Origin of the sequence: Massilia eurypsychrophila (assembly GCF_002760655.1) — a bacterium.
Taxonomy (GTDB): domain Bacteria; phylum Pseudomonadota; class Gammaproteobacteria; order Burkholderiales; family Burkholderiaceae_D; genus JAFCUW01.
On the sequence record NZ_PDOC01000006.1, the window covers coordinates 75,612 to 102,469 of the forward strand.

The following is a 26,858-nucleotide window of genomic DNA, read 5'->3' on the forward strand; positions in this document are numbered from 1 at the left end:
GAAGGGGGATCCAATGGCAGAGGACAACACGCTGACAGGGTATCGACTGCCAGTCAACCACGAGCAAAAAAAAGGTGCCGTCGCGCAGGGTTTTGTTACGCCCAAGCAGGATCGTATTCCCCAGATTCACAGCATTCCACCCAAACGTGTTCTGCCGATCATTTTCATACCCGGCATCATGGGATCGAATTTACGAATGAGCGCTGCACGCCAAAGGGATTTGAACAAAAAAAATAATATTGCCTGGCGACCGGATCACCTCAGCGTAACTATCCCTCAGCGCAAAGAAAGCGCTCGGGAGCGGCAGCAGCGCCTGGACCCTGATGCCACCGAACTCGATATCTATGACCCTATCGCGAATTCAACGGGAGATGCAACGGAGACCGCAGATCAGCGGAGCAGTGAAGTTCGGGTAGCCGGCAACTACGTCTCTTTCTCCCACTTGGACGGACCCATGCTCCAAAACGATTTGCCGGGCACCAAGAACCCCAAAACCAGAGAAGAAAAGGCGCGCGAACGCGGCTGGGGGGAAGTCTACTTCAGCAGCTATGAAAATATATTGTGGTTGTGCGAACTTCACCTCAATGCGGCTTTTTCCAAAGGTACCATGGCCACCTACCTAGCGAAGTTCATATTAGGCATCGCGCCCTCCGCATGGCAGGCTCATCCCACGCCACTCTTAAAAAAACTCGACGAGCAAACGATGCGTGACACCGTCAAGGGCTCCTGGTTTCCCGTCCACGCGATGGGCTACAACTGGCTGAAAGGGAATGCCCGGTCCGGCCTTATGATCGCCGAGCGTATCCGGAAGCTCATGAAGCGCTACGAGGATCAGGGTTTTCAGTGCGAGAAGGTCATTTTGGTCACCCATTCTATGGGGGGACTGGTAGCACGGGCGGTAATCCATCCTGACATCGGCGGATTAAACGAACATGTGCTTGGCGTGGTGCACGGCGTGATGCCGGCGATTGGCGCGGGTACCGCCTACAAGCGCGTGCGCTGCGGATTCGAAGGCAGTGGGGTCAGCGCAAAAGTTCTTGGCTATATCGGATCCCATGTTACCCCGGTGCTTGGCAATTCCCAAGGGGGGTTAGAGTTGCTGCCAAGTCAGGCCTACGGTAATCACTGGCTTCAGGTCAAGCACAACGGGGCTACGCTTAAAAGCCTTCCCGAAAATGGCGATCCGTACGAGGAGATATACAAAGTCCGTGATAGATGGTTTGGCTTGCTGCGCGAAGAATGGATCAATCCAGCAAACATGCCATCATCCGGTTTCGACGCTACATGCAAGTTGCTGGACAGGGCAAAAAAATTCCATAATATGATCGCGGATACTTATCACGACCAAAGCTATGCGCACTATGGCGCCGACAGAGCAGGCCCAGCGTGGGAAAAGGTCGTGTGGGAAATTGACCAGCATGCAAACGTGCAAAACGTTAATCTGCTTACAATCGTTGGCGACGATGCGAAAGGGACGTTACAGGTAACCAATGCCAGTCTCGCGAGCGGAAAAGATAATGCGGTGAAACCGTTCAATGTCAAATTACTCGATCCCGCCGAACCTGGCGATCAGACCGTTCCGCTACATTCAGCGGACGCGCAGCTACGAAGCGGGAAATTTAAGGGGATCTTCCGCCAGACTGGCTACGAGCACCAAGGAAGTTATAGCGATTCAGCGGTGCTTGCTTCCACACTCTACAGTTTGTTCCGGATTGCCTCAACAATGAAATGGTCGAAATGATGGGAGCCTTTCATCGCTCCATACCGGCCGCATTCCTAGCGGTATGCATGTCTTTCAAACTTCTCACAGGGTGCCAACCCGGGCCCAAAACATCGTCGAGGAACCTCATGACTACATTATCCCCCCGCCTACAGCCATTGTTCGAAAAAACGCGAACCATATGTTTTGGTCGTTTTCTGATACAGATTCCCGCGACGGCCGCTATTGTGTACGGCCCATCTGAAGTGGAAACGACAATCGAATATTTAAAAGGACAAGGTGAGCGGATAGCCGAGCATTTAGCTGCACGGTCGGCCGAAGTGAACGAGGAGCGAAAGTTATTACTTAAAACTGATATTCCCGATCTACCTTTGTTCGGCAAGGTAATCGACGGCGTTAGGCCCGGTCAGAAGATCATATTTGGGTCGAAAAACGGTGTCGGGTACGCCGTTTATTCATTCCTCCCGATCGGGAAGGACCTGTTCATCCAGTCTGTCGCAGCACTACCCGAGAAGGATATAGTCGGCGTAATCAACAGTGTGGCAAGCCGGCTGCGCCTTCGTCTGGAAGATGAAGTGCCGCCAGAACCTGGCGTGTGTATTGAGGGAGGGTTTGTTCCTTTGCAGGCCGAATATGAGCGCGCAACGATCGGGATCCGGCTGAAGGAATTTCCCGACGTGCATTTCTCGGTAGATGTACATAAGAATCTGAAGTACTTACCCGAGGGTAGTAGCCCGAAATCGTTACGCGAGGAAGCCAAGGAGATGGCTGAAGCAGCAGGTTTGGGCGCCGTCTTTGCACGCACCAAAATACTGCGTGAACACGAGCGTCAGTTAGGTATCTGGAAAGGAGAGGAACAAGCCTTACGTACGCCAGCCTACAAGGATGACATGGAGTCCCATGATTTTCGCTTCCATAGCAGGGGCGCGGTGCACGATCCCCTTCAGCCGCAGCTCACAATACAATTCGATTCGGGCGTCAAGCACGACAGCAAGGCCAAGCTCAAGCCAAGCATCACTGATGAGGAAGCACTGGCGATATGGGACAAGCTCATCACTAGCATCCGGGTGCGCCAGCCGAACGATGCCACACCGCCATCGCGAGTCCGTGTTCCCGTTGCTAGCGCAGTACCGACGGGCGGAACCTGTCCGGAAACAGGGTGGTGGGAATGCTCAGGATCGAGACCTACCGAGGATGGCTTGCGACGATTGATCAAAGCCGGGGAGCGGATGCCGCATGCCGTGCAGCTCAGCGCGAGCGGATTGTGGGAAAAACTTACTCGGAATCGCGGGCGCCAAATCGAGACAGTATGGAAGTTGATCGATTATGTCGACGACGACGCAACATCGCCGAAAGCTGACGCAGGAAGTCCGGCAAGCCCGTCGCCAAAAATCGCCTAATGGAGTACCGCAAATATTCTCCATAAAACCTGTGCTGGGACATCCCGATCTGCAACGCGGTTCCGCCGAGTTACCGGTGTCAATTCTATCCCCGAGAGATCATGCGTAACGTCATCCGTTTGAACGACCCCACAACCCACGGCGGTAACGTCATGAGCGTCGCCGCTACGCACTTCACAGTTGGTGGCATCGCTGTGGCCGGTGTGGGGGATAAATGCACCTGTCCGCTACATGGCATCGGTACCATTACCGAGGGCGATCCCAATCACACCATCAATGGAGTTGCCGTTGCGTACGATGAGCACAAGACCAGTTGCGGCGCCACGCTGATTTCGACCGTCCAGAATTTTGAAAGAAAGTAAGTTCTCTCAGCGGGAGGTAAAGAATCGGGGACTCTGGCGAGCTAATTTGATGTTTCAATAGGTTGTGTGGTTCATCCGGATTGAATTTGTTTGCGACGATCCGGCGTGCGATGGAATCCCAGGCCCAATCGACGGATACTGCAGAAAAGGCGCCGTCTCTTCGATCCGGGCAGCCAACGCCGTAAGCGCGGGGTGATCGGCTGCCGGCACAAGCTGACCCAGCATCGCTTGCGTGAAGCCCCAGACCACGGCGACCGTCATCGCTGGATGCTGCGCGGCGTCGGCAAACAGCGCCGGCGAGCGGGCCACCTGCTGCTCCAGCGCGCCGTAAGCTGCCAACATTTGTGATGTGATCCGTTCGACCCACGGCTCGTGTTGCGCTGCGGCCGGGCGCAGGCTGCGCTCATACACAATCTGCACGCCCTTTTCGCAGGCCGCCAGCGCCAGCGCGACGACTTCGAATGCATGCCGGCGCTGATCCTGGTCTGCGGGCCACAGCGAACGGCCATGCTCGGCCTCGACGAACTGCAGGATCAGCGACGAATCCATCAGGATGGCGCCGTCGGCGCACACCAGCGTCGGCGCCTTGACGACCGGATTGATCGCGCGGAACTGGTCGAAGGTACTGAACACCGACAGCGATTCGTGCTCGAACGGTACGCCCAGTAGGTCGAGCGCGATGGCGACCCGGCGCACGTAGGGCGAGTCAAGCATGCCGATCAGGCGCGGCGGCCGCCCCGCCGTCATTGCGGCGTGTCCTGAGAAAACATCTGCTTCATCACGAATGGCACCTATCAGAATAGCGAGAAGCGATCAGCTTATCAAAGAAGCTATCCCAAGGGTAGCGCCAGTCTGTTGCGATTTCTTGGGACCACTGAAGCGACTGAAACGGCCTATACTTGGCACTTTTTGGGCCCGACGTTCCGGCCCACCCAACCCTTTCACGATGGACGCGGCGATGGACTACAAGGTGCTTTTAAGTAGCTTCGAGCAGACGCAGGAAATGGCCGACTGGCCGCGCCAGCGCGTCATTCACGCTTGCCTGCGCGCTGCCATCATTGGCGGCAGCCTGGCGGCCGGCACCCGCCTGCTGGCCAGCCGCGCGCTGGCGTCCGAGCTGGGCATCGCGCGCAACACGGTGCTGTATGCTTACGATCAGCTCGCGACCGAAGGCCTGGTGCGCGCGACTGCGCGCGGCACGCTGGTAGCCGCGTTGGCGCTGCCGGCGCCGCGCAAGCCGGTCGGCGCGCCTGCCAACGGCGCCATCGCGCGCCGCATGCAGGGCGTGCGCACCATGACGCCGGCCGACTCGGGGACGGGCGCATTTGCGCCCGGCGTGCCGGCGCTCGATACGTTTCCGGTGGCGCTGTGGCGGCGCGCGCTGGACCGCGCCTGGCGCTCGCTCGGCAGCGACGAATTGAACTATGCCGATACGGCCGGCATCCCTGCCCTGCGCGAAGAAATCAGCGCCTATCTCGGCGCCTCGCGCGGGGTGCGCTGCCACGCCGGCCAGGTGTTCGTCACCAGCGGCACGCAGGCAAGCCTGGAAATCTGCGCGCGCACCTTCGCCGACGCCGGCGACACCGCGTGGCTTGAAAACCCCGGCTATCTGGGCGCGGTGGCGGCGTTCCGGTCGGCCCAGCTGCGCACCGTCGGCATCGATGTCGACGCAGACGGCATCCATCCAGGCGCGAATGAGTGGACGAAGAACAAGCCGCGGCTCATCTACATCACGCCGTCGCATCAGTACCCGACCGGCACGGTGCTCGACATGCCGCGCCGACTCGCGATGCTGGCGCAGGCCAAGGCGTGCGGCGCCTTGATCATCGAGGACGACTACGACAGCGAGTTCCGCCATGAAGGACCGCCGCTGCCGGCGATGCAGGGCCTGGCGGGCGACGCGCCGGTGATCTACCTGGGCACCTTCAGCAAGACGATGTTCCCGGCGCTGCGCACCGGTTACATGGTGGTGCCGGAAAACCTGGTGGCGCCTTTGGGCGCGGTGCTCGCCCGCATGGCGTCGCACGGGCGCGTCGCCGACCAGCTGGCGCTGGCCGATTTTCTGCGCAGCGGGCAGTTCGGCGTGCACCTGCGCCGCATGCGCCGGCTGTACCGCAGCCGCCGCGACGCGCTGGTCGACGCGCTGCAGCGCCATCTGGGCGACGACATCGTCATCCACGGCAGCTCGGCCGGCATTCACCTGTCGTTCCGGTTCGTCGATACGCGCCTGGTCGACACCGACATCGCCGCGGCTGCGATGGAACGCGGCATCGTCGCGCGCGCGCTCAGCGCCCATGCGTCGGGCCTGCGCAAACACGGCTGGAACGGTTTGATGCTCGGTTACGCGCAGGTCGACGTGGCGCACATGGAGGCCGCCGTCAAGACGCTGGCCGCGGTCATCACGGCGGCTGCGCGCGACCAGGAGAGCGCTTCGCCGACGTAAAAAAACCCGCACGAATGCGGGTTTTTCACCAATCTGGAAAAGGCGCTTAATGCCGCGGCTTCATCTCGTCGGAGATCTGGTCGCCGCCGCCCTGGCCCTCGCCCAGCTCGGCGTCACTACCGCCGTCCGGAATATCGGCAGCGTCGCGCGCGGCTGGCGGCGGCTGGCCCAGGGCGCCACCGACGCCAGGGTCGACCGCCGGGCCGGTCGACTTGATCGCCCCGTCCATTGGCGGCGCGTTGTAATCGGGCGTGGTCAGCACTTCCTGGCCGACGACCTTGTCGGCGTCGCCACGGGCGGCCGGATCGGGCGGATGGGTCGGGATCGGCGGCTGGCCTTCCAGTTCGATGTCTTTGTTGATGGTCATGATTGCTCCTCGGTTGATGGCTTGATGATAACGAAATTCCGCGGACAACGACTTTGTGTTGCCGTGCGCCCATCGTTCGCCACACCTGGCCTGCCCCGGCGACACGCGCCGCCGGGGCCCAGCCGAAACCCTAGTTGACACTGGCGCTGTCCCAGCCGCCGCCGAGCGAGCGGATCAGCGCCACGGTCGTCACCGCCTGGTTGCCGCGCAGTTGCGCCGCGTTGCGTTCGATCAGCGCCAGATTGCGTTGCGCGTCGAGCAGGTCGAGATAGCTCGAACGGCCCGCCTGGTACAGCTTCTGCGCCAGGTCGGCCGAGCGGCGCGCCAGCACCACGCCGGCGTCGATCTGCTCCGACTGGCCGGCCAGGATGCGCAGGCCGGCAAGGTTGTCCTCAACCTCGGCGAACGCCACCAACACGTTCTGCCGGTACGCCGCGACCGACTCCTCGAGCACCGCTTCGCTGCGCGCGACATTGGCCTTGTTGCGGCCGCCGTCGATGATCGGCATCGACATCAGCGCGCCCAGCACCCACGAGCGGCTGCTCCATTTCAGCACGTTCGACAGCGCGCTCGATTCGCCGCCGCCGGCGGCCGACAGGCCAAGCGCCGGGAACATCGCCGCGCGCGCCTGCCCGATGCGGGCATTCGACGCCACCATCGCACGCTGAGCCGCGGCGATGTCGGGGCGCCGCTCCAGCAGCGCCGACGGCAGCCCGGCCGGAATTGCCGGCAGCAGCGCCGCTTGCAGCAGCGGGTTCGCCTGCGCGGCGAAATCGGCCGCCGGCTTGCCCAGCAAGACGGCCAGCGCATGTTCGAGCTGCACGCGCTGGCGCTGCAGGCCGATCGCTTCGGCGCGCGCCGCCGCCAGTTCGGTCTTGGCGCGCACCAGGTCGAATTCGCCGATGTCGCCATTGTCGAAGCGGCTCTGGTTGACCTTCACGCTTTGCTGGCGCAGGTCGACGCTCTTGGCCAGCGTCGCCAGTTCGGCGTCGGTGGCGCGGATGCGGAAGTACGTCTGGGCGACGTCGGCCTGCAGCGCCAGCAGCACCGAGCGGTAGGTCGCTTCGGACCCTGCCGCATCGGCCTGCGCCGCGCTGACGCCGGCGGCGATGCGGCCGAACAGGTCGACTTCATAACTGGCCGACAGGCTGGCCTGGTACGTCGTGCTTCGCGGCTGCGACGGGGCGCCGCTGCGCTGGGCGCCGACACCGGCGCCCAGCTGCACACTGCGATCGGATTCGGCGAGGCCGGCCAGCGCCCTCGCCTGTTTGACGCGCGCCGCGGCAACTGCCAGGCTGGCGTTGGCGGCCGTGGCCTCGTCGACCATCGCGGTCAGGACGGGGTCATGGAACGCCAGCCACCACTGGCCGCGCGCCTGCGCCTCGGCCGGCTGGGCGCTTTTCCAAGTGGTGCCGTCGGCGGCCGTCACCGGCTGCGACGATTCCTTGAAGGCGGCCGGCACCGGCACCGCCGGCGCGTTGAGCACCGGAGTGCTCGAGCAGGCGACCAGCAGCAGCGCCGTCAGCAAAGGGGCGATGCGAATTGCGAGCTTGTTCATCAGATGGCTCCTTCCGGTTGCGCGGCCACGGCCACGCTGGTTTCAGGTTCGACCTTGTGGTCGTGTCGTTTGGCGAAAGTGCGCAGCAGGACGTAGAACACCGGCGTCAGGAACAGGCCGAAGAAGGTCACGCCAAGCATGCCGCCGAACACCGCCACGCCCATCGCATGACGCATCTCGGAGCCTGCGCCGGTGGAGAACACCAGCGGCAGCACACCCATGATGAAAGCGATCGACGTCATCAGGATCGGACGCAGGCGCAGGCGGCACGATTCGAGCGCGGCTTCGACGACGGTGCGGCCGTGGTCTTCGAGCTCGCGGGCGAATTCGACGATCAGGATCGCGTTCTTCGACGCCAGCCCCACCAGCACGAATAGCGCAATCTGCGTGAAGATGTTGTTGTCGCCGCCAGTCAGCTTGACGCCAACCAGGGCGCACAGGATCGACATCGGCACGATCAGGATCACCGCCAGCGGCAAGGTCCAGCTCTCGTACTGTGCGGCGAGCACCAGGAACACCAGCAGCACGCACAGCGGGAACACGTACATCATCGTATTACCGGACAAGATGTCCTGGTACGTCAGTTCGGTCCACTCGAAAGTGACGCCCTTCGGCAGCACTTCCCTGGCGATTTTTTCCATCGCGGCCTGGGCCTGGCCGGACGACACGCCAGGCGCGGGGCCGCCGTTCATGTCGGCCGAGACGTAGGCGTTGTAGCGCTGCACGCGGTCAGGACCATAGCTGTCCTTTATGCGCATCAGCGACGACAGCGGAATCATCTCGCCCTTGTCGTTGCGCACCTTCAGCTGCGCGATGTCTTCCGGCTTCGAACGGAACGGCGCGTCGGCCTGCACGCGCACCTGGTAGGTACGGCCGAACTGGTTGAAGTCGTTGACGTACAGCGAACCGAGGTTGATCTGCAAGGTCTGGTAGATCGTCGCCAGCGGCACGCCGAGCTGCTTGGCCTTGACGCGGTCGACGTCGGCGAACAGCTGGGGCACGTTGATCTGGAAGCTGGAGAACACGCCGGCCAGGTTCTTGTCGGCCCACGCCTTGCCCTGCATCGCCTGCACTGCCTTGTACAGTTCATCGTTGCCGACGTTGGCGCGGTCTTCAACCATCATCTTGAAGCCGCCCGTGGTACCCAGGCCGTTGACCGGCGGCGGCGGGAACACCATGATGAAGGCGTCCTGGATGCTGCCGAGCTGCTTGTTGATCTCTGCGGCGATCGCCTCGCCGCTTTCGTTCTTGGCCTTGCGCTGGTCGAACGGCTTGAGCGTGGTGAACACGATGCCGGCGTTCGGTGCGTTGGTAAAGCCGTTGATCGACAGGCCGGGGAACGCGATCGACGATTCGACGCCAGGCACTTTCGAGGCGATGTCGGACATGCGGCGAATTACCGCTTCGGTACGGTCCAGAGAGGCGGCGTCGGGCAGCTGCGCAAAACCGATCAGGTACTGCTTGTCCTGGGCCGGCACGAAGCCGTTCGGCACCACCTTGAACATGAACACGGCGGCAATGGCCAGCATGGCGTAGATCCCCAGCGACAGCGACTTGCGCTTGAGGACACCATTGACGCCTTTTTCATAGCGCACCGAGGTGCGGCCGAAGAAGCGGTTGAACCAGCCGAAGAAGCCGCCGAAGACCTTGTCCATGCCGCGCGTAAGGCGGTCTTTCGGCGCATGGTGCGGCTTGAGCAGCGCGGCGGCCAGCGCCGGCGACAAGGTCAGCGAACTGAAAGCGGAGATCACGGTGGAAATGGCGATCGTCAGCGCGAACTGGCGGTAGAACTGGCCGGACAGGCCGGAGACGAACGCGATCGGCACGAACACGGCGCACAGCACCAGCGCGATGGCGATGATCGGGCCGCTCACTTCCTTCATGGCCTGCACCGTAGCGTCGCGCGGAGTCAGGCCCGCTTCGATATTGCGCTCGACGTTTTCGACCACCACGATGGCGTCGTCGACTACGATGCCGATCGCCAGCACGAGCCCGAACAGCGACAGCGTGTTGATCGAAAAGCCGAAGGCGAGCATCACCGCGAAGGTGCCGATGATCGATACCGGCACGGCGACGAGCGGGATGATCGAAGCGCGCCAGGTCTGCAGGAAGATGATCACCACCAGTACCACCAGCGCCACCGCTTCAAGCAGGGTGAAGATGACGGCCTTGATCGACTCGCGCACGAACTGGGTCGGGTCGTAGACCACGCTGTATTCGACGCCTTCCGGGAAGTCGGCCTTCAGTTCGGCCATCTTGGCGCGCACGTCGGCAGACAGTTGAAGCGCGTTCGAGCCAGGCGCTTCGAAAATGGCAATCGCCGCCGCCGACTTGTTGTTCAGCAGCGAGCGCAGTGCGTAAGAGTTGGAACCGAGTTCGAGGCGGGCCACGTCTTTGAGTTGCGTCAGCGCGCCGTCGGCGCCGGTGCGCACGATGATGGCGCCGAATTCCTCGATGGTCGACAGGCGGCCCTGGGTGTTGACGGTGAGCTGGAACTCGGAGTTTTTCGACGGCGAAGTGCCGATCACGCCGGCCGCGACCTGGACGTTCTGTTCGCGGATGGCTGCCACGATGTCGGCCGCGGTCATGCCGCGCGCCGCCACTTTCTGCGGATCGAGCCAGACGCGCATGGCGTAGTCGCCGGCGCCGAACAGCTGGACGTCGCCCATGCCCTCGATACGCGCCAGCTGGTCTTTCACGTTCAGCACGGCGTAGTTGCGCAGGTAGACGTCGTCGTAGCGCCCGGTCGGCGAGACCAGGTGGACCACCATCGTCAGGTTGGGCGAGGTCTTGACCGCGGTAACGCCGATCTGGCGCACCTCTTCGGGCAGGCGCGGCAAGGCGCGCTGGATGCGGTTCTGCACCTGCGTCTCGGCCGTCTCGATATCGGTGCCGACCTTGAAGGTGACGGTCAGCGCCAGGGCGCCGTCGGAGGTCGACTGCGACGACATGTACAGCATGCCTTCGATGCCGTTGATCTGCTCCTCGAGCGGCGCGGCGACCGTTTCGGCGATGATCTTCGGATTGGCGCCCGGGTACAGGGCGCGCACCACCACCGAAGGCGGCACCACGTCCGGATACTCGGAGATCGGCAGCTTGAAGATCGACAGCAGGCCGGCGACGAATATGATGATCGACAGGACGGCCGCGAAAATCGGCCGGTCGATGAAGAAGCGAGAGAAGTTCATCTTATTATTCCTTGGTGTTCACGGCTGCGACGGCGAGCTTGGAATCGGCGTCCATCGCCACCAGCTGCGCCGTGACCTTCGCACCCGGCTGCACGCGCTGCAGGCCGTTGACGATGATCTTCTCGCCCGGCTTGAGGCCCTGGCGCACCACGCGCATGCCGTCGGCCACGGGGCCGAGCACCACGGCGCGGTATTCGGCCGTGTTGTCGGCCTTGACGACGTAGACGAACTTGCGGTTCTGGTCAGTGCCGATGGCGCGCTCGCTGATGACAGGCAAGGTGGTCTTTGCCTGCGGGTCGCCCGACAGCTGGACGCGCGCGAACAGGCCAGGCACCAGCACGTTGTCTTCGTTGCCGAAGGTAGCGCGCATGCGCACGCTGCCGGTGGCCGAATCGAGCCGGTTGTCGACGAATTCGAGCTTGCCTTCGTGCGGGAAGCCGACTTCATTGGCCAGGCCCACCTTGACTACCACAGGCGTGCCTTTTTGCGCCACGCGGGCCACTCGCAGGTAGGTCTCTTCGTCGCCGTCGAAACTGGCGTAGATCCCTTTGTTGGACACCACCGACGTCAGGATTGCTGCACCGTCGACCAGATTACCGGTAGTGATTTCGGCTTTCGACACGCGGCCGCTGATCGGCGCGGTGACGCGGGTGTAGGCCAGGTTCAAACGGGCCGCTTCGAGCGAAGCCTGGGCGGCGCGCACGTTGGCGTCGAGTTCCTTCAGGCTCGAGGCCTTCTCGTCGACCTCGCGCTGGGCGATCGCCTTGTCGGCGACCAGGCGCTCGGAGCGGGCCAGTTCGAGGCGCGCCAGGTCGGCCCTGGCGCGCGCCGACACGGCGGTCGCTTCGGCGCGGTTCGCTTCAGCCTGGAACGGGCGAGCGTCGATGACGAACAACACGTCGCCCTTGTTGACCATGCTGCCCGGCTTGAAATTGACCGAGGTGATGAAACCACCGACACGGGCACGAATGTCGACCCGCTCCAGCGCTTCGAGGCGGCCGGAGAACTCCTGCGTCTCGTTGACCTGGCGTTCGAGCACGGTGGCCGCGGTCACTGGCGGTCCGCCGGCGGCCGGTGCTTCCTGGGCCTTGCTGTTGGCGGGGCCGCAGCCGGACAGGCCGATCGCGGTCAGTCCGACGAGCGCGATGGCCGCTGCCAGGGGGCGCACGGAGAGCTTGAAGTTGTGGGTGGTTTTCATGGTTTCATTCCTATTTTTTTAAGATCGACAGGCGTAACGGCGCCTGCTTGGTCGGCCAAAGGCTGGCGACATGCAAAAGCAACAGCAATAGCTATCCCATGGCGCCCGGCCGGGCGCCTGGTTCAGCGGTGGAGGTGGTACTTAGAAACTCGGCTCAGTTCAACTGGGGGGCGGTGCCAGGGAAGCGAGGAAACGGGAAATTTCAACGATCGCCGATCCGGCGCAGGCGCATTCATTGCGCGCGGTAGCGTCTTCGAGCGAGACGGCGGACAGGCGCTTGAGCGTGGTGGCGACGCCGGCGGCGGACAGCTTGGCGGCGTATTGTTCAGCCTCGTCGCGCAATGGGTCGTCTTCGGCCGACAGGATCAGCGCCGGCGGCAGGTTCTTCAGGCGGCTCGACTGCAGCGGCGACGCATACGGGTGGGTGCGGTCGGCGCCGTTGGGCAGGTAATCGCGGTAGCTGGCCGCGCACTTGTCGGCCACGCCGGCCATGGCGTCATCGAGCTTGACTTCGCGCATCGAGCAGGTGGTCAGCCCGGGATCGAGCATCGGCATGATCAGGATCTGCGCGGCGAGGTCCGGGCCGCCGCGGTCGCGCGACATCAGCGCGCAGACGGCAGCGAGGTTGGCGCCGGCCTCGATGCCGGCCACCACAAGATAGGTGCCGTTCCAGCCAAGCTTGGCCTTGTTCTTTTTCGCCCACTTCAGCACCGCATGGGCGTCTTCGACGGCTGCGGGGAACGGCGCCTCGGTGGCCAGGGTGTAGCGCGAGGCCAGCACCAGCTGGTTGGCACCGCCGCAGGCAGCGCTGCTCATGCGGCGCAGGAACTGGTCGGGTTCATCGAGGTCGCCTTCGACGAAGCCGCCGCCGTGGAAGAACACCACCAGGGTTTCCTTCTTGCCGCGTACGCCGGCGACGGCGTACAGGCGCGCCGCCAGTGGCCCGGCCGCGCCGGCTACCTCAAGCTCGCGGATCGCCAGTTCGGCCACCGCGTTCATCGGGCGCTGCCCTGGCCGGCGAGTTCCGCGCTGGCCACTTTGGAACCGTTGAACAGGTCATGTGCAAGTGCATCAAAAGTGCCGCGTTCGGCCACTGCCGCTTGCTGGAATTGTTCGGAATACGTCATGCCGGTCAGGACGCTGAGACTCAGCACCAGTCCAAATACTGTAATAATGGCATCTTTGATTCGCATGACGTGCTCCTTTGTATTACTTTTGCTTGCATCCTTTGATGCAGTACGTGTACTTTAAACCTGTTCTGACAACTGATAAATACGTCAATAGCGAATTGATTGTTCATATTCCTGAACAATGTGAGGAAATATGAATAAACTGCTGGCCATGGAAGTGTTCGTACAGGTGGTCGACGCCGGCGGCTTTACCCGCGCGGCGGAGAACATGCAACTGCCGAAGGCGTCCGTGTCGACCCTGGTGCAATCGCTGGAGCTGTCGCTGTCGGTCAAGCTGCTGCACCGCACCACGCGGCAAGTGACCGTGACGTCTGACGGCGCCGCCTATTACGAGCGCTGCCTGCGAATCTTGTCGGATGTGCGCGAAGCGGAGGAATCGCTGTCGCGTAACCGCGCCAGCCCGAGCGGGCGGCTGCGGGTCGACGTCGCTACCGGCGTAGCGAACGACATCATCATCCCGGCGCTGCCGGGCTTTTTCGAGCGGTATCCGGACATCGCGCTGGAACTCGGTTGCGGCGACCGCCCGGTCGACCTGATCGAGGAAGGCGTCGACTGCGCCATCCGCGGCGGCACCCTGCCCGATTCGAGCCTGATCGCGCGCCGCATCGGCGTGCTGCACTTCGTCACCTGCGCTTCGCCTGGCTACCTGGCCAAGTACGGGCGGCCGCTGCATCCGAGCGACCTGGCGCAGCATCGCTGCGTCAACTACTTCTCGTCGAAGACGGGGCGCATCATGGAGTGGGATTTTGTCCGCGGCGACGAAGAGATCCAGATCGCCCCGCCTTCGTGCCTGGCCGTGAACGATTCGACCGCCTACATCAGCGCCGGCGTGGCCGGGCTGGGGATGATGCAGATGCCAAGCTACGCGATCGACACCTACCTGCGCTCGGGCCAGCTGGAACTGCTGCTGGAAGACTGGCACTCGGCGCCCTTGCCGGTCAACGTGGTGTATCCGCAGAACCGCCACCTGTCGGCCAAGGTGCGCGTGTTCGTCGAATGGGCGGCGGACCTGTTCCTGACGCACCCTGGCTTTCAGAACAAGGCGCCGGTGCGCCAGCCGGCGCTGGAGAAGGCCTGATCTGCCACTCTGGTACTGGCGATGAGGCCACTGGCCTAATTGTGCAAACGATGTTTGAGCGTCGGCAGGTCAGGCGATGGCGAGATCGCCATACTTGTCCAGTCAGGTTCCCGTGTTGAGAACCAAGGCCGCCCTTCAATGTCAAAAAAGTACGTCAGCCGGCTATCCGCAAGTGTCGTTTTTTCGTAGGCTGCTGCAGACAGGTTCTTGTCGGCGTTGCAAAGGTGTATATTTATCAAGTGCGCTCGCCCAAAGATTGTTGCAGTTCCATTCAATATTGGAGGAAACATGTCCACCAAGCAGTCTCATCGATCCGGCACGTCCGGCACGTTCGGCACAACGGTACCAGGGAAATCATTGCGCAAAGAGTACAAGGCACCAACGAGCGAGCGTGTCGTCAAACCGTCACCCCATACGGGGTCGCTGAGCTATTCACGAGCGAAGGCCGCGGTCACGGCCGTCATGCTTTCTCGTGAGAAGTAGCATAGGTGGCCTACCCAGATAACGTATTCATTAACTGTCCGTTCGACGCGGATTACGATCCCTTGCGGCGAGCGATCGTATTCGCTGTGCTCGACTGTGGTTTTACGCCTCGGTGTGCGCTCGAAGCAACGAACGGACACCATTATCGATTCGAGAACATCAAGAAAATTATCAAAGAATCTAAATTCGGTATTCACGATATTTCCCGAACCGAGCTGGATGCGGTCAACTCGCTCCCACGATTCAATATGCCGCTCGAGCTTGGCGTATTCATCGGCGCCGCGAGTTTCGGTTCGCGGCATCACAAGGATAAGAATATTCTTATCCTGGACAAAGAACCGCACCGCTATCAAAAATTCATTTCGGATATTTCAGGCCAAGATATCCAGTCGCATGGCAATTGCGAGCGTAGCGTGATCGACCGGGTCCGAACCTGGCTGTCGACCGAGGCGCGCAAGGTTATCCCCGGCGGGACGCATATCGCCGACAGATACGATCAGTTCAAGGACGAGCTGCCCGCTTTGTGTGACTCATTGAAGCTCGAGGCGCCGAAGCTGACGTTCGCCGAACACGCGACCATTGTCGCAGCGTGGGCCGCCAAAGAACCGTTAGGCGCCAGCACTGCCATGGCGAACTAGGCTTCCGGCACGTCCAATACCGGACCGCAGCAAAGCTTGGCATCGCACGCCATCCACAAGTAAAATAATGTTCAGGAGGAACTCCCCTTGAACATGCGCGATGCCCGCGTGGACGACGCCGAAGCGATTGCGTCGATCTACAACCACTACGTCTTGACGACCGCCATCAGTTTCGAGGAAACCGAGGTGTCGGCCATCGACATGGCCGGCCGCATCGCCGATGTGCAGGCTGCCGGCTTGCCCTGGCTGGTTGCCGAAATCGATGGCGTTATCGCCGGCTACGCTTACGCGACCAAGTGGCGCGTGCGGCATGCCTACCGGTTTTCGGTGGAAAGCTCCGTGTATCTCGACCACCGGCGCGCCGGCCAGGGCGTCGGCAGCGCGCTGTACCGCGTCGTGCTAGACCGCTTGCGCACCGGCGCCTACCACCTGGCGATCGGCGGCATTGCCCTGCCGAACACGGCCAGCGTGGCGCTGCACGAAAAAATGGGGTTCGTAAAAGTGGCCCATTTCAGCGAAGTGGGGTTCAAGTTCGGCAAGTGGACGGATGTGGGGTATTGGCAGCTGGTGCTGGGGAAGTGAGGCGATGGCCGTTCATCCGAATGGGCGCGGCCGCGGCCGATCGCAAATATAGTTAGAATGCAGCGATTCGTTGCTTGGCGTTATGACCACGCCCTGCCCGCCTAATCCGAGGAAAACCATGAACGTCCCAGTCATCCTGAACCTGTCCGTCGCGCTCGCCATCTGCTTTGCGCTTTACCGCATGCAGGCCACGCACGTGTCGTTCACCAGGCGGGTGTTTGCCGGCATGGGCCTCGGCGTGCTGCTCGGCGTGGCGCTGCAGGTGCTGTACGGCGCCGCCTCGCCGGCGGTGACCGAGACCAATGCCTACCTCGACATCGTCGGCTCAGGCTACGTCAAGCTGCTGCAGATGATCATCATTCCGCTCATCATGGTGTCGATCATCTCGGCCATCGTCAAGCTGAAGGATGCTTCCTCGCTGGGCAAGATCAGCGTGCTCACCATCGGCACGCTGATCGTCACCACCATGGTCGCGGCGCTGATCGGCATCCTGATGGCCAAGCTGTTCGACCTGACCGCGGTCGGCCTGACGTCGAGCACGGCGGAAGTGGCGCGCGCGGCGTATTTGCAGGGTAAGCTGCCCGATGCGCAGGCGATTTCGCTGCCGAGCATGATCCTCAGCTTCATTCCGGCCAACCCGTTCCTCGACATGACAGGCGCCCGCAAGACGTCGACCATCGCCGTGGTGCTGTTCTCGATTTTTATCGGCATCGCCGCCACCGGCATCGCCGTCAAGAAACCTGACGTGTTCGCCTCGTTCAACCACTTCGTCAAAGTTGCGCACGTGATCGTGATGCGGATGGTGACGCTGGTGCTGCGCCTGACGCCGTTCGGCGTGTTCGCGCTGATGGCACAGGTGGTGGCCAGTTCCAGCGCGGCCGACATCGTGAAGCTGATCAGCTTTGTCGGCGCCTCGTACAGCGCGCTGGCGCTGATGTTCTGCGTGCACCTGGCGATCATCGCCGCCGCCGGCCTCAATCCGCTGCGCTATGTGCAGAAAATCTTTCCGGTGCTGGCCTTCGCGTTCACCTCGCGCACCAGCGCCGGCGCCATCCCGATGAGCGTGCAGACCCAGACGGCGCGCCTGGGCACGCCGGAAGGCATCGCCAATTTTGCCGCCTCGTTCGGCTCGACCATCGGCCAGAACGGCTGCGCCGGCATCTACCCGGCGATGCTGGCGGTGATGATCGCGCCGACCGTCGGCATCGATCCGTTTACCGCTGCCTTCATCGTGCCGCTGGTGGCGATCATCACGGTCGGCTCGGTCGGCGTGGCCGGCGTGGGCGGCGGCGCCACTTTTGCCGCGCTGATCGTGCTGTCGTCGATGAACCTGCCGGTGGCGCTGGCGGGCCTGTTGATCTCGATCGAACCGCTGATCGACATGGGCCGCACCGCGCTCAACGTCAGCGGCTCGATCACCGCCGGCACCCTCACCAGCCGGCTGCTGGGACAGACCGACATGGCGGTGTTTAACAACGAGCGCGAAGTCGAACTCGACAGCGAGCAGCTGGTCGCCTGAGGCCGCGCCGGCGCGCCGCTTACGCCGGCAATTCCAGCTTCCAGCCGGTGCGCGTGGCCAGCTGCTGCACATCGTCGAGGGTATCGAGGTCGCTGACAAACCGCGTGTTGCGCGTCGCATGCACATGGACCAGTTCGGGCCGTCGCTCGATCAGGTGGTGGCAACCCAGGTTCGTGTCGCTGGCGAGGATCTCGGCGCGCGCTGCCGCATCGAGCAAGATCGGGTTGCCGCGCCGGCCGTCGACCACCGGCACGAGCACGTTGCCCCCCGGACGCTGCTTGAAGGCGGCAATCAACTCCGTCAAGTCAGCTGCCCCGATCAGCGGCTGGTCGGCGAGCATGACGAACACCGCATCGAAGTTGCCATCGAGCGCTGCCAGGCCCACGCGCACCGAACCTTGCTGGCCCATCCGGTAGTCCGGGTTGTAGGCCAGGGTGACGGGAAAACTCTGTACTTCGGCTTCGACGGCGTCGCGCGCATGGCCCGTCACCACCACCACCTGGTCGACTCCGGCGCCGCTCAGGGCAATCAGCTGGCGGTTGATCAGCGGCACGCCCTGCAGGCGAATCAGCGACTTCGCCACCCCGCCCATACGCGATCCCTGGCCGGCGGCCAACAACACGGCCCCGACCCTGAGGCGGGGGTACAGGCCACCGCCTTGTTTGAGCAAGCATCCCATGCTGTCCGTCCTGACGCTGTAAAGGTTAAGGGTAAATGGATCGACGATTCAGGCCAGCAGTTCCGGCAGGCGTGCCAGGCTGGCCAGGTTGTGTGCCGGCAGAAAGTGGTTGACGAAAGGCGCCGCCAGCACCATTGCCGCCGAGGCGGGCGCCTCCACCGTCGGGTGCAGCCAGCATACGCGAGCGCCGCGCGCGCGCGCCTGGGCCAGCACCTCGGCCAGGGCCGCAGGTTCGTCGGTGTCGAAGCCGTCGCTAAAGACCATGAACACGTCGCCCCTGGCCAGCTGCCGGCCCAGGTGCCGGTGCAGCGCTTCGTGCAGGCAGGTGGCGATGCGGGTGCCGCCGCCGAAGCCGAAGGTGACCGCGTTGACTTTCTCCTGCACCCGTTCGCTGCGCCGCTTGAGCAACGGCGTGACCTCGGCCAGCCTGGTATGAAAGACAAAGGCGCGTGCCTGCATGACGGCGACAAACGCGCGGCACAGGCGCAGGAAGAACTGTGCATGCACTTCCATCGAGCGGCTGACGTCGACCAGCACCACTACGCGCGGCTGGCGGCGCTTGCGGCGCACATGCTGCAGTCTGACCAGCTCGCCCCCGGTGGCCAGCGCGCCCCGCAGCGAACGGCGCAGGTCGATCACGGCGCCGTCCCGGTGGCTGTGCAGGCGCCGCAGCAAGCGCGCGCGCAAGCGGCGCTGGAACGCGTCGACAAGGGGTTCAAAGCGGTCCATGTCGGCCGGCATCCAGTCGGCGAAATCGCGCTCGTCCAGCGGCGCCGTGCGGCTGGCGCCGCCCTGGGATCTTGCCGGCTGCGCGCTTTCTTCGAGTTCGCCGGCGCCGGGCTCGTGCGCCAGGCCAACGTTTGGCGTAGCCGCGCCAGGCGGCGTGCCGGCCATGTCGTTGTGCATCTGCTGCACCAGCTCGGGCAGCGTGCGCCCGCGCTGCGTCAGGCCCGAGCTGCGCGTCGACGCCTTGACCGTGTGCGGCAACCAGAACGCCTGGTGCAGCTCGGGGTATTTGAGCCACTGCCGATGGCTGCCCGAGGCGATGCCGCGCCACAGCGCCTCGACCCGGCGCCACTGCTCCAGCGGCAGGGCGGCGGCGGCGCGCACCATCAGTTCGATTTCGGCGTAGCCCAGCGCAAAGCCGTGTTGCCGCAGGTAGTGGGCGAACTGGCCGAGGCGCTGGCGCGGATCGGTGGCATTCATGGCCGCCCGATCATCGGATGGCGCCGGCCACGCCCGCTTCCTGCCCGATGCGCGGCCCGTCGATCAGCTTGGCGACGCGCTCCGGCGTGACCTGCCAGCGGTCGTTGCGCGTCTTGAGCAGGGCGGCCAGGCTGGGCACCAGCAGCAGGTGGTCGGCCGGCAGTTCGGCCAGCCCGAGGTGGAACAGGATGCGCACCCAGTCGAGCGTTTCGGCCACCCCCGGCACCTTGTCCAGGTCTTCCTTGCGCAGGCGCTGGACGAAGGCGACGGCCTGTTCCACCAGCCGCGTGGCGGCCTCGGGCACCAGGGTGCGCACGATCTGGGTTTCGCGCGCCAGCGAGGGGTAGTCGACATAGTGAAACAGGCAGCGGCGCCGCAGCGCGTCCGACAGGTCGCGCGTGGCGTTGCTGGTGAGGATGACGAGCGGGCGGCTGAGCGCCTTCAGGGTGCCGATCTCGGGGATGCTGACCTGGTATTCGGACAGCACTTCGAGCAGGAAGGCCTCGAACGCTTCGTCGGCGCGGTCGATCTCGTCGATCAGCAGCACGCAAGGCTGAAGGCTGCGGATCGCCTGCAGCAACGGGCGCTGCAGCAGGAATTCTTCGCCAAACAGGTTCTCGCGCAGCGCCTGGCGGTCGCCCTGGCCGGCTTCGGCAAGCCTGATTTCGAGCAATTGGCGACTGTAGTTCCATTCGTACACGGACTGGCTCAGGTCGAGTCCCTCGTAGCATTGCAGGCGCAATAGCGGCCGCCCGAGCGCGCGCGCGCAGGCACCGGCAATGGCGGTCTTGCCGACGCCGGCCACGCCTTCGAGCAGCAGCGGGCGCTCCAGCGTCAGGCCCATCCAGACCAGGCTGGCCAGGTCTTCATCGGCGATGTAGCCGGCCGTGAACAGGCGCTCGCGCAAGCCTTCCGGCGTGACTGGAGCATCGATCGCGGGCATGGTTCAGGCCCGGCGGCCAAGCAGGTCGGCGAAAAACTTCTTGACCAGCGCCCAGGCAAAGCCCAGTGCGTTCAATTCGCTGGCCACCATGGGTGCGGCCGGAGCGGCCGGCGCCGGCGGCGGCGGCGGCGGCAAGGCCGCGCTGTTTGCCGCCGGGGGCGCCGGCGCCGCGGCGCCCTGCACCGCTTGTGCCTTTTTCGAATACACATCGGCGAACTGCAGCAGGATCATTTCCGACACCGACGTCATCATGCGCCCGCCAAACTGGGCAAACTTGCCGTTGACAATCACCTCGGCGTGGCCGACCAGGGTGCTGTGGCCACCTTCGGCCGCCACCAGCGTGGCCGTCAGTTGCATCGATGCCGACGAGCCGCTCTTGTCGGCGCCCTTGCCGAGCATCTTCAGCGTGCGTGTCGCCGGGTCGAGCTCGAGGATCTCGATGGTGCCGGCAAACGCGGCCGCGGCGGGGCCGACCTTGACCTTGACGCTGCCCTTGAAATGGGTGCTGTCGATCGCTTCGGTGATCTGCGCGCCCGGCATGCAGGTGGCAAGTTCGTGCATGTCCGACAGGATGGCCCAGCTGGCATCGAGTCCGGCGGCCACCGGGTACTGCTTGTCGAGGATAACTTCCATGACTGCTTTCCAGAGAGGCCGCTTCAGCCGGCGAGGCCGACGGCTTTGAGTTGATGCCACATCCGAAAGGCGGTATGGGGCATGTTGAAGTGGGTCACGCCAAGGTGGGCGAAAGCGTCGACCATGGCGCTGGTAAATGTCGGGATGCTGCCCACGTGCGGCGACTCGGCCACGCCCTTGGCGCCGAGCGGGTGATGCGGCGAAGGCGTCACGGTGAAGTCGGTTTCCCACTTCGGCGTTTCCACCGCGGTGGGCAGGAAGTAATCCATCAGGGTGTTGCCCTGGATGTTGCCCTGCTTGTCGAACGACAGCAGCTGGCCCATGGCGACGGCAAACCCTTCGGTCAGGCCGCCGTGGATCTGGCCTTCGATAATCATCGGGTTGATGCGGGTGCCGCAGTCGTCGAGCGCATAGAAGCGACGAATGCTGGTTTCGCCGGTTCCCTTGTCGATGTCCACCACGCACAGGTAGGCGCCAAACGGGAACGTGAAGTTCGGCGGGTCGTAATAGTGCACCGCCTCGAGACCCGGCTCAAGGCCCGCCGGCGGCTGGTTGTAGGCGGCCCAGGCGATGTCTTTCATGGTCTTGAACCTGTCGTCGTTGCCGCGCAGCTTGAAGCGGTCGATTTCCCATTCGAGGTCGGCCTCGCTCACTTCGAGCAGGTGCGCGGCGATCTTCCTGGCCTTGGCGTGGATCTTGCGCGCCGCCATGGCGATGGCCGCCCCGGCGACCGGCGTCGAGCGCGAACCGTAGGTGCCCAGGCCGTAAGGGGCGGTGCTGGTGTCGCCCTCCTCGATCTGGATCACCTCCGACGATATGCCCAGTTCGGTGGCGATGATCTGCGCGTAGGTGGTCTGGTGGCCCTGCCCTTGCGAGATCGTGCCCATGCGGGCAATCGCGCTGCCGGTCGGGTGCACGCGGATCTCGCAGGAGTCGAACATGCCGACGCCGAGAATGTCGCAGATCTTGCTCGGACCGGCGCCGACCACCTCGGTGAAGGTCACCAGGCCGATTCCCATCAGGGTCGGGCAGGCGGGGTCGGCGCGCTTTTGCGCCTGCTCGGCGCGCAACCGCGGGTAGTCCACCGCGGCGAGCACCTTGTCCATCGCGCTCTGGTAGTCGCCCGAGTCGTACTCGAAACCGAAGGCCGAGGTGTAGGGGAACTGTTCACGCCTGATGAAGTTCTTCGAGCGGATCGCGGCCTTGTCCATGCCGAGCTTTTGCGCCAGCACGTCGACCATGCGTTCGATCAGGTACACCGCTTCGGTGACGCGAAACGAGCAGCGGTAGGCGACCCCGCCTGGCGCCGTGTTGGTATAGACGCCGTCGACCCGGCAATAGGCGCTGGGAATGTCGTAACTACCGGAGACAATGTGGAACATGCCGGCCGGGAACTTGGTCGGATCGGCGCAGGCGTCGAAGGCGCCATGGTCGGCGATCACATTGGTGCGCAGCGCCAGGATCTTGCCGTCGGCAGTGGCGGCCAGTTCGCCCGTCATGTGATAGTCGCGCGCAAACGCGGTGCTCGACAGGTTCTCGATGCGGTCTTCGATCCACTTGACCGGCTTGCCCAGCACGATCGAGGAGACGATGGCACAGACGTAGCCCGGGTAGATGCCGACCTTGTTGCCGAAGCCGCCGCCGATGTCGGGCGAGATGATGCGCACCTTCGATTCGGGTATGCCCGACAGCATCGACACCACGGTGCGCACGATGTGCGGCGCCTGGCTGGTCATCCACGTGGTCAGCTCGCCCCGTACAGGATCGAAGGACGCGACCGCGCCGCACGTCTCGAGCGGACAGGGGTGCACGCGCGGGTAATGCATGTCCTGCCTGACGGTGATTGGCGCACTGGCAAAGGCGGCGTCGGTCGCTGCCTTGTCGCCGGCGTCCCAGGTGAAGATGTGGTTGTGGTGATAGCGTTCGCCGTGCGCACCGGCGCTCTTGCCGGCCAGGTCTTCGCGAATCACCGGGGCGCCTGGCTTGAGCGCTTCGAACGGGTCGATCACCACCGGCAGCTCTTCGTATTCCACCTCGACTGCCTCGACGCCATCGGCGGCGGCGTAGCGGTCGGTGGCGATCACCACCGCCACCTCCTGCATCTGGAAGTGCACTTTTTCATCGGCCAGCACCGCCTGCACGTCGCCGGCCAGGGTCGGCATCCAGTGCAGCTTGAGCGGCTTGAGGTCTTGCGCCGTCAGCACCGCGATCACGCCTGGCACCTTCAGCGCCGCTTCCTTGTTGATGCGCACGATGCGGGCGTGCGCCACGGGCGAGCGCACGATGTCCATGTGCAGCATGTCGGGCAACTTGATGTCGTCGACATAGTTGCCCTTGCCCTGGATGAAGCGCGCATCTTCCTTGCGCAGGCGCGACATGCCCATGCCCATCAGGTCTTTTTCACGATCGTTCGCTGGTGCGTTCATGCATCTCTCCTGTGGCTTTACGCGCCGACGGTGTTGTGCTGCAGGGCGTCGGCGGCATGCAGCACGGCCTTGACGATGTTCTGGTAACCGGTGCAGCGGCACAGGTTGCCCGCCATGCCGATGCGCACTTCTTCCTCGCTCGGCGTCGGATTGTCTTGCAGGAAGCGGTAGGCGCGCATCAGCATGCCCGGGGTGCAAAAGCCGCATTGCAGGCCATGCTCCTGGTAGAACCCTTGCTGCACGGCGTGCAGCACGCCGGCATTGGCGAGCCCTTCGACCGTCTTGACCTCGCTGCCTTCGCACTGCACCGCCAAGTGGGTGCACGACTTGACGGACTGGCCGTCGATGTCGACCGTGCAGGCGCCGCAATGGCTCGTTTCGCAGCCGATGTGGGCGCCGGTCAGGTGCATTTTTTCGCGCAGAAAATGGACCAGCAGCGTGCGCGGTTCGACCGCTTCTTCCACCGGACGCCCGTTGATGGTCATCGATACCAATGTTTTACTCATTGCCTGTCACCTTGTCGTTGGGGTCGGTTCAGCTGCAGCGGGAAGCGGCGGTGCGAATGGCGCGCTTGACCATTTCGCCGGCCATGGCGGTCTTGTATTCGATGTCGCCGCGCAGGTCCGCGGCCGGATCGCATGCCAGGCGCACCGCTTGCGCCACCGCCGCCAGCGTGGCGTCGTTGACCGGCTTGCCGATCAGGGCGGCCTCCGCCGCCGCGGCGCGCAATGCGGTCGGGGCAACGTTGGTCAAGCCGATGGCCACTTCGGTGACCACCCCGCCGGCGATGCGCAGCACGACGGCGGCGCCGGCGGTGGCAAAGTCGCCCGTCTTGCGCTTGAGCTTCTGGTAGGCGTAGCCGGTGCCCGGCCGGAACGGCGCGACCAGGATGGCGGTGAGGATTTCATTGTCGGCAAGGGCGGTCAGGTAGGTGCCGAGGAAAAAGTCGACCGCCTTGACCTGGCGCTCGCCGCCGGGCCCCTGCAGCACGAAGGTGGCGTCGAGCGCCATCGCGATGGCGGGGTGGTCGTTGCCGGGGTCGCCGTGGGCGATGTCGCCGCCAATGGTGCCGCGGTTGCGCACCTGCGGGTCGGCAATGAGCAGCGCGCCTTCCGGCAGCAAGGGCAGCTTTTGCCGCAGCAGCGGGGAGGCGGCCAGTTCGCTCTCGCTGGTCATCGCGCCGATGCGGATCATGCCGCCCGCCTCGCTGATGCCGCGCAGCTCGGCAATCCGGTTGATGTCGATCAGGGCACCGGGCTGCGCAAAGCGCAGCTTCATCATCGGCAGCAGGCTGTGGCCGCCGGCCAGCAGCTTGGCGTCGTCGCCCAGCTCGGTCAGCAATGCAATGGCCTCGCCGATCGAGCGCGGCGCATGATAGTCGAATGCGGGTGGGATCACGTTGTCTCCTGATGTGGCCTTGATGACCACTTATGGAGGCAACTCTAGCGCCACCGCGATGCGCTGCGGGTGCCAATCAATCAACGGTGGCCTGCCTCGCACCAACGGCGCCCGGCTTGCACGAACCACCGCCGCCGCCGCACCGGATTACGGCTTGGCCGACACCAGGTTCGCCAATCCCAGCTGCTCGAGCAACTTCGGCGCGCTGGCGCGCGACACCGGGATCTCGATCGGTGTCGCGCCCATCATCCGCAGCATCATGCGGCCATCGTCGCGCACGATTTCATCGACGTGCGACAGGTTGACGAGGTAACTGCGATGGACGCGCACGAACAGCTGCGGGTCGAGGCGCGATTCGAGGTCGCCAATGTTGAGGTTGCAGAACTGGCTGCCCTGCGCGTTGTAGACCCAGGTGTAATGGCCCTCCGAGCGGATGCACGACACGCTGGTGACGTCGACCAGCAGCATCCGGTTCTGGCGGATGGTCGGAATCTTGCGCAGCTGGCGTTTCTTGCCTTCCTCGCGCGCGCCGCGCGCCGTCTCGGCATTGGCCTCCTGGCTGACGATGTCGGTAATGTCGTAAAAAACCAGGGTGTATCCCGTGGTGGCGCCGGCCTCGTCGCCGATTTTCGACACCTTGATCAACAGCATCCGCTCCGGAATGTTGATCATCATGGCCATCGGCGGCGGGTTATTGACCGGACACTCGGCCTGACCCAGCAGGAACGACACCTTGGCCTTGGCCGCCTCGGGGTGAAACGACGTGACCAGCTTTCCGAACGGCATTTTGTCGGCGACCGGCAAACTGCGCCGAGCGAAGTCGTTCATGCCCATCACGCGCAATTGCAGGTCGAGGTGCACCACGCCGACGTCGAAGCGCTCCAACAGATACAGCCATGAACTCGGGGAGGCGGGGGCCGGGGCGACGAACGGGCAGGTTTCCATAGGATTATTATTATGTCTCCATGTAGGTGTGAATAATATACGCTAACTTTCATGCCGCATGACGGCCGCTCATGCGCCCCAACGGCACTTCGTTCATGCACCGGACGGCAGCGGCGCGACAACGGCTACAGTCTCGCTGCGCCGGCAATGCGTTGAAGCTGGCGCCACCGCCGATTGCTCACCTTTTCCGATGCCTGCGCATGAACTTCAAGTCCCCTCCCTGGCTGGCCACGCGCATCGGCTCGGCCACGCTGACCCCTGCCGTGCTGGTGACGACGGTGGCCGTGACGCTGTGGCTGAGCGGGCGGCACGCCGGTGTCGCCGATGCGCGCCAGATGCCGGTTCTGCTCGCCTCGCTCGTCGCGGTGGCCGCCGGCTGCGCGGCGCTGACCTGGCTGCGGCCGCGGCGCGCCGGGCTGTCGCCGCCGCACGTGATGCTGTCGCTGGGATTTGGCGGCATGCTGGCCGGACTGCTGTACGACGTCTACCACGCCGGCCCGGAAAGGCTGCAGAGCCTGTGCGCGCAGGCGGCGTCGCTGAGCTTTGTCGACAGCATGGGCCTGCACCTGGCTTTCTTGCCGGGCATGCACCTGGGCATGCTGGCCGGCGGACTGCTGGCCATCCCCAGCCTGCGCCTGCTCAGGCCCCACTGCGGTCGCTACCTGTGCTCGGTGCTGGCACAAAACCTGATCTGTTCGGGCTGGATGCTGGCGGGGATGACGGCCGGCGCACTATGGCTGTCGCGCTGGCAGTGGACGATGGACACGAACATCTTGCCCGGCATGCTGGGTGGCATGTTCGCCGGGATGACCTGGGGCATGGTCGCCAGCGTGGCGGTGTACCGCGGCTACTTTGCATTGCGCAACCGACGCCCGCGATGATGTGCATGAAACGGGTGTCAA

The 26,858-nt window shown here is 63.9% G+C and carries 24 protein-coding genes; 9 read left to right on the forward strand and 15 right to left on the reverse strand.

The annotated features are described in order from the left end of the window. Positions 1-13 precede the first annotated feature (13 nt). The 3 genes from CR105_RS12075 to CR105_RS12085 all read left to right on the forward strand — a co-directional run bounded on the left by CR105_RS12075 (position 14) and on the right by CR105_RS12085 (position 3,482). The gene (locus CR105_RS12075) at positions 14-1,741 is read left to right on the forward strand and encodes an esterase/lipase family protein (protein ID WP_099788707.1); all 1,728 of its coding nucleotides are present in this window, start codon (positions 14-16) and stop codon (positions 1,739-1,741) included. Between the two features lie 107 nt (positions 1,742-1,848). Continuing rightward, the gene (locus CR105_RS12080; RefSeq protein ID WP_131021816.1) at positions 1,849-3,120 is read left to right on the forward strand and encodes a T6SS immunity protein Tli4 family protein; all 1,272 of its coding nucleotides are present in this window, start codon (positions 1,849-1,851) and stop codon (positions 3,118-3,120) included. Between the two features lie 101 nt (positions 3,121-3,221). Next, positions 3,222-3,482, forward strand: a complete 261-nt coding sequence (locus tag CR105_RS12085; RefSeq protein WP_099788709.1) for a PAAR domain-containing protein — start codon at positions 3,222-3,224, stop codon at positions 3,480-3,482. Between the two features lie 54 nt (positions 3,483-3,536). On the opposite strand, the gene CR105_RS12090 is transcribed toward CR105_RS12085, so the two are convergent. Continuing rightward, the gene (locus tag CR105_RS12090) at positions 3,537-4,229 is read right to left on the reverse strand and encodes a glutathione S-transferase family protein (protein ID WP_229413907.1); all 693 of its coding nucleotides are present in this window, start codon (positions 4,227-4,229) and stop codon (positions 3,537-3,539) included. Positions 4,230-4,440: 211 nt separating this feature from the next. Here CR105_RS12090 and pdxR point away from each other — a divergent pair, with 211 nt between their 5' ends. After that, complete coding sequence (pdxR, locus tag CR105_RS12095) at positions 4,441-5,925, forward strand: MocR-like pyridoxine biosynthesis transcription factor PdxR (protein ID WP_099788892.1); 1,485 nt, start codon at positions 4,441-4,443, stop codon at positions 5,923-5,925. A gap of 46 nt (positions 5,926-5,971) precedes the next feature. Here the strand turns inward: pdxR and CR105_RS12100 are convergent, their stop codons facing one another. From CR105_RS12100 to CR105_RS12125, 6 genes are all read right to left on the reverse strand, one after another. Then, on the reverse strand, positions 5,972-6,292 hold the full coding sequence (locus tag CR105_RS12100) for a hypothetical protein (protein ID WP_099788710.1): 321 nt from the start codon (positions 6,290-6,292) through the stop codon (positions 5,972-5,974). Between the two features lie 130 nt (positions 6,293-6,422). Then, positions 6,423-7,850 carry an efflux transporter outer membrane subunit gene (locus tag CR105_RS12105; protein WP_099788711.1) on the reverse strand — a complete coding sequence of 476 codons (1,428 nt, stop codon included), beginning with the start codon at positions 7,848-7,850 and terminating at the stop codon, positions 6,423-6,425. Further along, positions 7,850-11,038, reverse strand: a complete 3,189-nt coding sequence (locus CR105_RS12110; protein WP_099788712.1) for an efflux RND transporter permease subunit — start codon at positions 11,036-11,038, stop codon at positions 7,850-7,852. Before CR105_RS12110 ends, CR105_RS12105 begins: the two co-directional genes overlap by 1 nt. A 4-nt stretch (positions 11,039-11,042) precedes the next feature. After that, positions 11,043-12,236, reverse strand: coding sequence for an efflux RND transporter periplasmic adaptor subunit (locus CR105_RS12115; RefSeq protein WP_099788713.1), 1,194 nt, complete (start codon positions 12,234-12,236; stop codon positions 11,043-11,045). A gap of 159 nt (positions 12,237-12,395) precedes the next feature. Further along, complete coding sequence (locus tag CR105_RS12120; protein WP_099788714.1) at positions 12,396-13,235, reverse strand: alpha/beta hydrolase; 840 nt, start codon at positions 13,233-13,235, stop codon at positions 12,396-12,398. Then, on the reverse strand, positions 13,232-13,429 hold the full coding sequence (locus CR105_RS12125) for a hypothetical protein (protein ID WP_099788715.1): 198 nt from the start codon (positions 13,427-13,429) through the stop codon (positions 13,232-13,234). The genes CR105_RS12120 and CR105_RS12125 overlap by 4 nt, the downstream gene beginning before the upstream one ends. 130 nt (positions 13,430-13,559) lie before the next feature. Here CR105_RS12125 and CR105_RS12130 point away from each other — a divergent pair, with 130 nt between their 5' ends. From CR105_RS12130 to CR105_RS12145, 4 genes are all read left to right on the forward strand, one after another. After that, positions 13,560-14,504, forward strand: a complete 945-nt coding sequence (locus tag CR105_RS12130) for a LysR family transcriptional regulator (protein WP_099788716.1) — start codon at positions 13,560-13,562, stop codon at positions 14,502-14,504. Between the two features lie 488 nt (positions 14,505-14,992). Beyond that, entirely contained in the window at positions 14,993-15,625 is a 633-nt protein-coding gene (locus CR105_RS12135) for a hypothetical protein (protein ID WP_099788717.1), read from the forward strand. 93 nt (positions 15,626-15,718) lie between these two features. Further along, positions 15,719-16,207, forward strand: a complete 489-nt coding sequence (locus CR105_RS12140) for an arsinothricin resistance N-acetyltransferase ArsN1 family B (protein ID WP_099788893.1) — start codon at positions 15,719-15,721, stop codon at positions 16,205-16,207. Between the two features lie 118 nt (positions 16,208-16,325). Beyond that, positions 16,326-17,726 (forward strand): L-cystine transporter, encoded by a 1,401-nt coding sequence (locus tag CR105_RS12145; RefSeq protein ID WP_099788718.1) that lies wholly within the window; start codon positions 16,326-16,328, stop codon positions 17,724-17,726. 19 nt (positions 17,727-17,745) lie between these two features. On the opposite strand, the gene CR105_RS12150 is transcribed toward CR105_RS12145, so the two are convergent. From CR105_RS12150 to CR105_RS12185, 8 genes are all read right to left on the reverse strand, one after another. Further along, a complete protein-coding gene (locus tag CR105_RS12150; RefSeq protein ID WP_099788719.1) occupies positions 17,746-18,405 on the reverse strand; it encodes a nucleotidyltransferase family protein in 660 nt (219 codons plus the stop codon). Between the two features lie 48 nt (positions 18,406-18,453). Further along, positions 18,454-19,611, reverse strand: a complete 1,158-nt coding sequence (locus CR105_RS12155) for a vWA domain-containing protein (RefSeq protein ID WP_099788720.1) — start codon at positions 19,609-19,611, stop codon at positions 18,454-18,456. A 10-nt stretch (positions 19,612-19,621) separates the two neighbouring features. Continuing rightward, positions 19,622-20,554, reverse strand: coding sequence for an AAA family ATPase (locus CR105_RS12160; RefSeq protein WP_099788721.1), 933 nt, complete (start codon positions 20,552-20,554; stop codon positions 19,622-19,624). A 3-nt stretch (positions 20,555-20,557) separates the two neighbouring features. Next, positions 20,558-21,187, reverse strand: a complete 630-nt coding sequence (locus tag CR105_RS12165; protein ID WP_099788722.1) for an SRPBCC family protein — start codon at positions 21,185-21,187, stop codon at positions 20,558-20,560. Between the two features lie 23 nt (positions 21,188-21,210). Then, a complete protein-coding gene (locus tag CR105_RS12170; RefSeq protein ID WP_099788723.1) occupies positions 21,211-23,613 on the reverse strand; it encodes an aerobic carbon-monoxide dehydrogenase large subunit in 2,403 nt (800 codons plus the stop codon). Between the two features lie 17 nt (positions 23,614-23,630). Next, complete coding sequence (locus CR105_RS12175; RefSeq protein WP_099788724.1) at positions 23,631-24,119, reverse strand: (2Fe-2S)-binding protein; 489 nt, start codon at positions 24,117-24,119, stop codon at positions 23,631-23,633. A gap of 28 nt (positions 24,120-24,147) precedes the next feature. Then, on the reverse strand, positions 24,148-25,011 hold the full coding sequence (locus tag CR105_RS12180; RefSeq protein WP_099788725.1) for an FAD binding domain-containing protein: 864 nt from the start codon (positions 25,009-25,011) through the stop codon (positions 24,148-24,150). Positions 25,012-25,158: 147 nt separating this feature from the next. After that, positions 25,159-25,956, reverse strand: coding sequence for a LytTR family transcriptional regulator (locus CR105_RS12185; protein ID WP_099788726.1), 798 nt, complete (start codon positions 25,954-25,956; stop codon positions 25,159-25,161). A gap of 200 nt (positions 25,957-26,156) precedes the next feature. Between CR105_RS12185 and CR105_RS12190 the strand changes: the two genes are divergently transcribed. After that, complete coding sequence (locus tag CR105_RS12190; RefSeq protein ID WP_099788727.1) at positions 26,157-26,837, forward strand: hypothetical protein; 681 nt, start codon at positions 26,157-26,159, stop codon at positions 26,835-26,837. Positions 26,838-26,858: the final 21 nt, after the last annotated feature.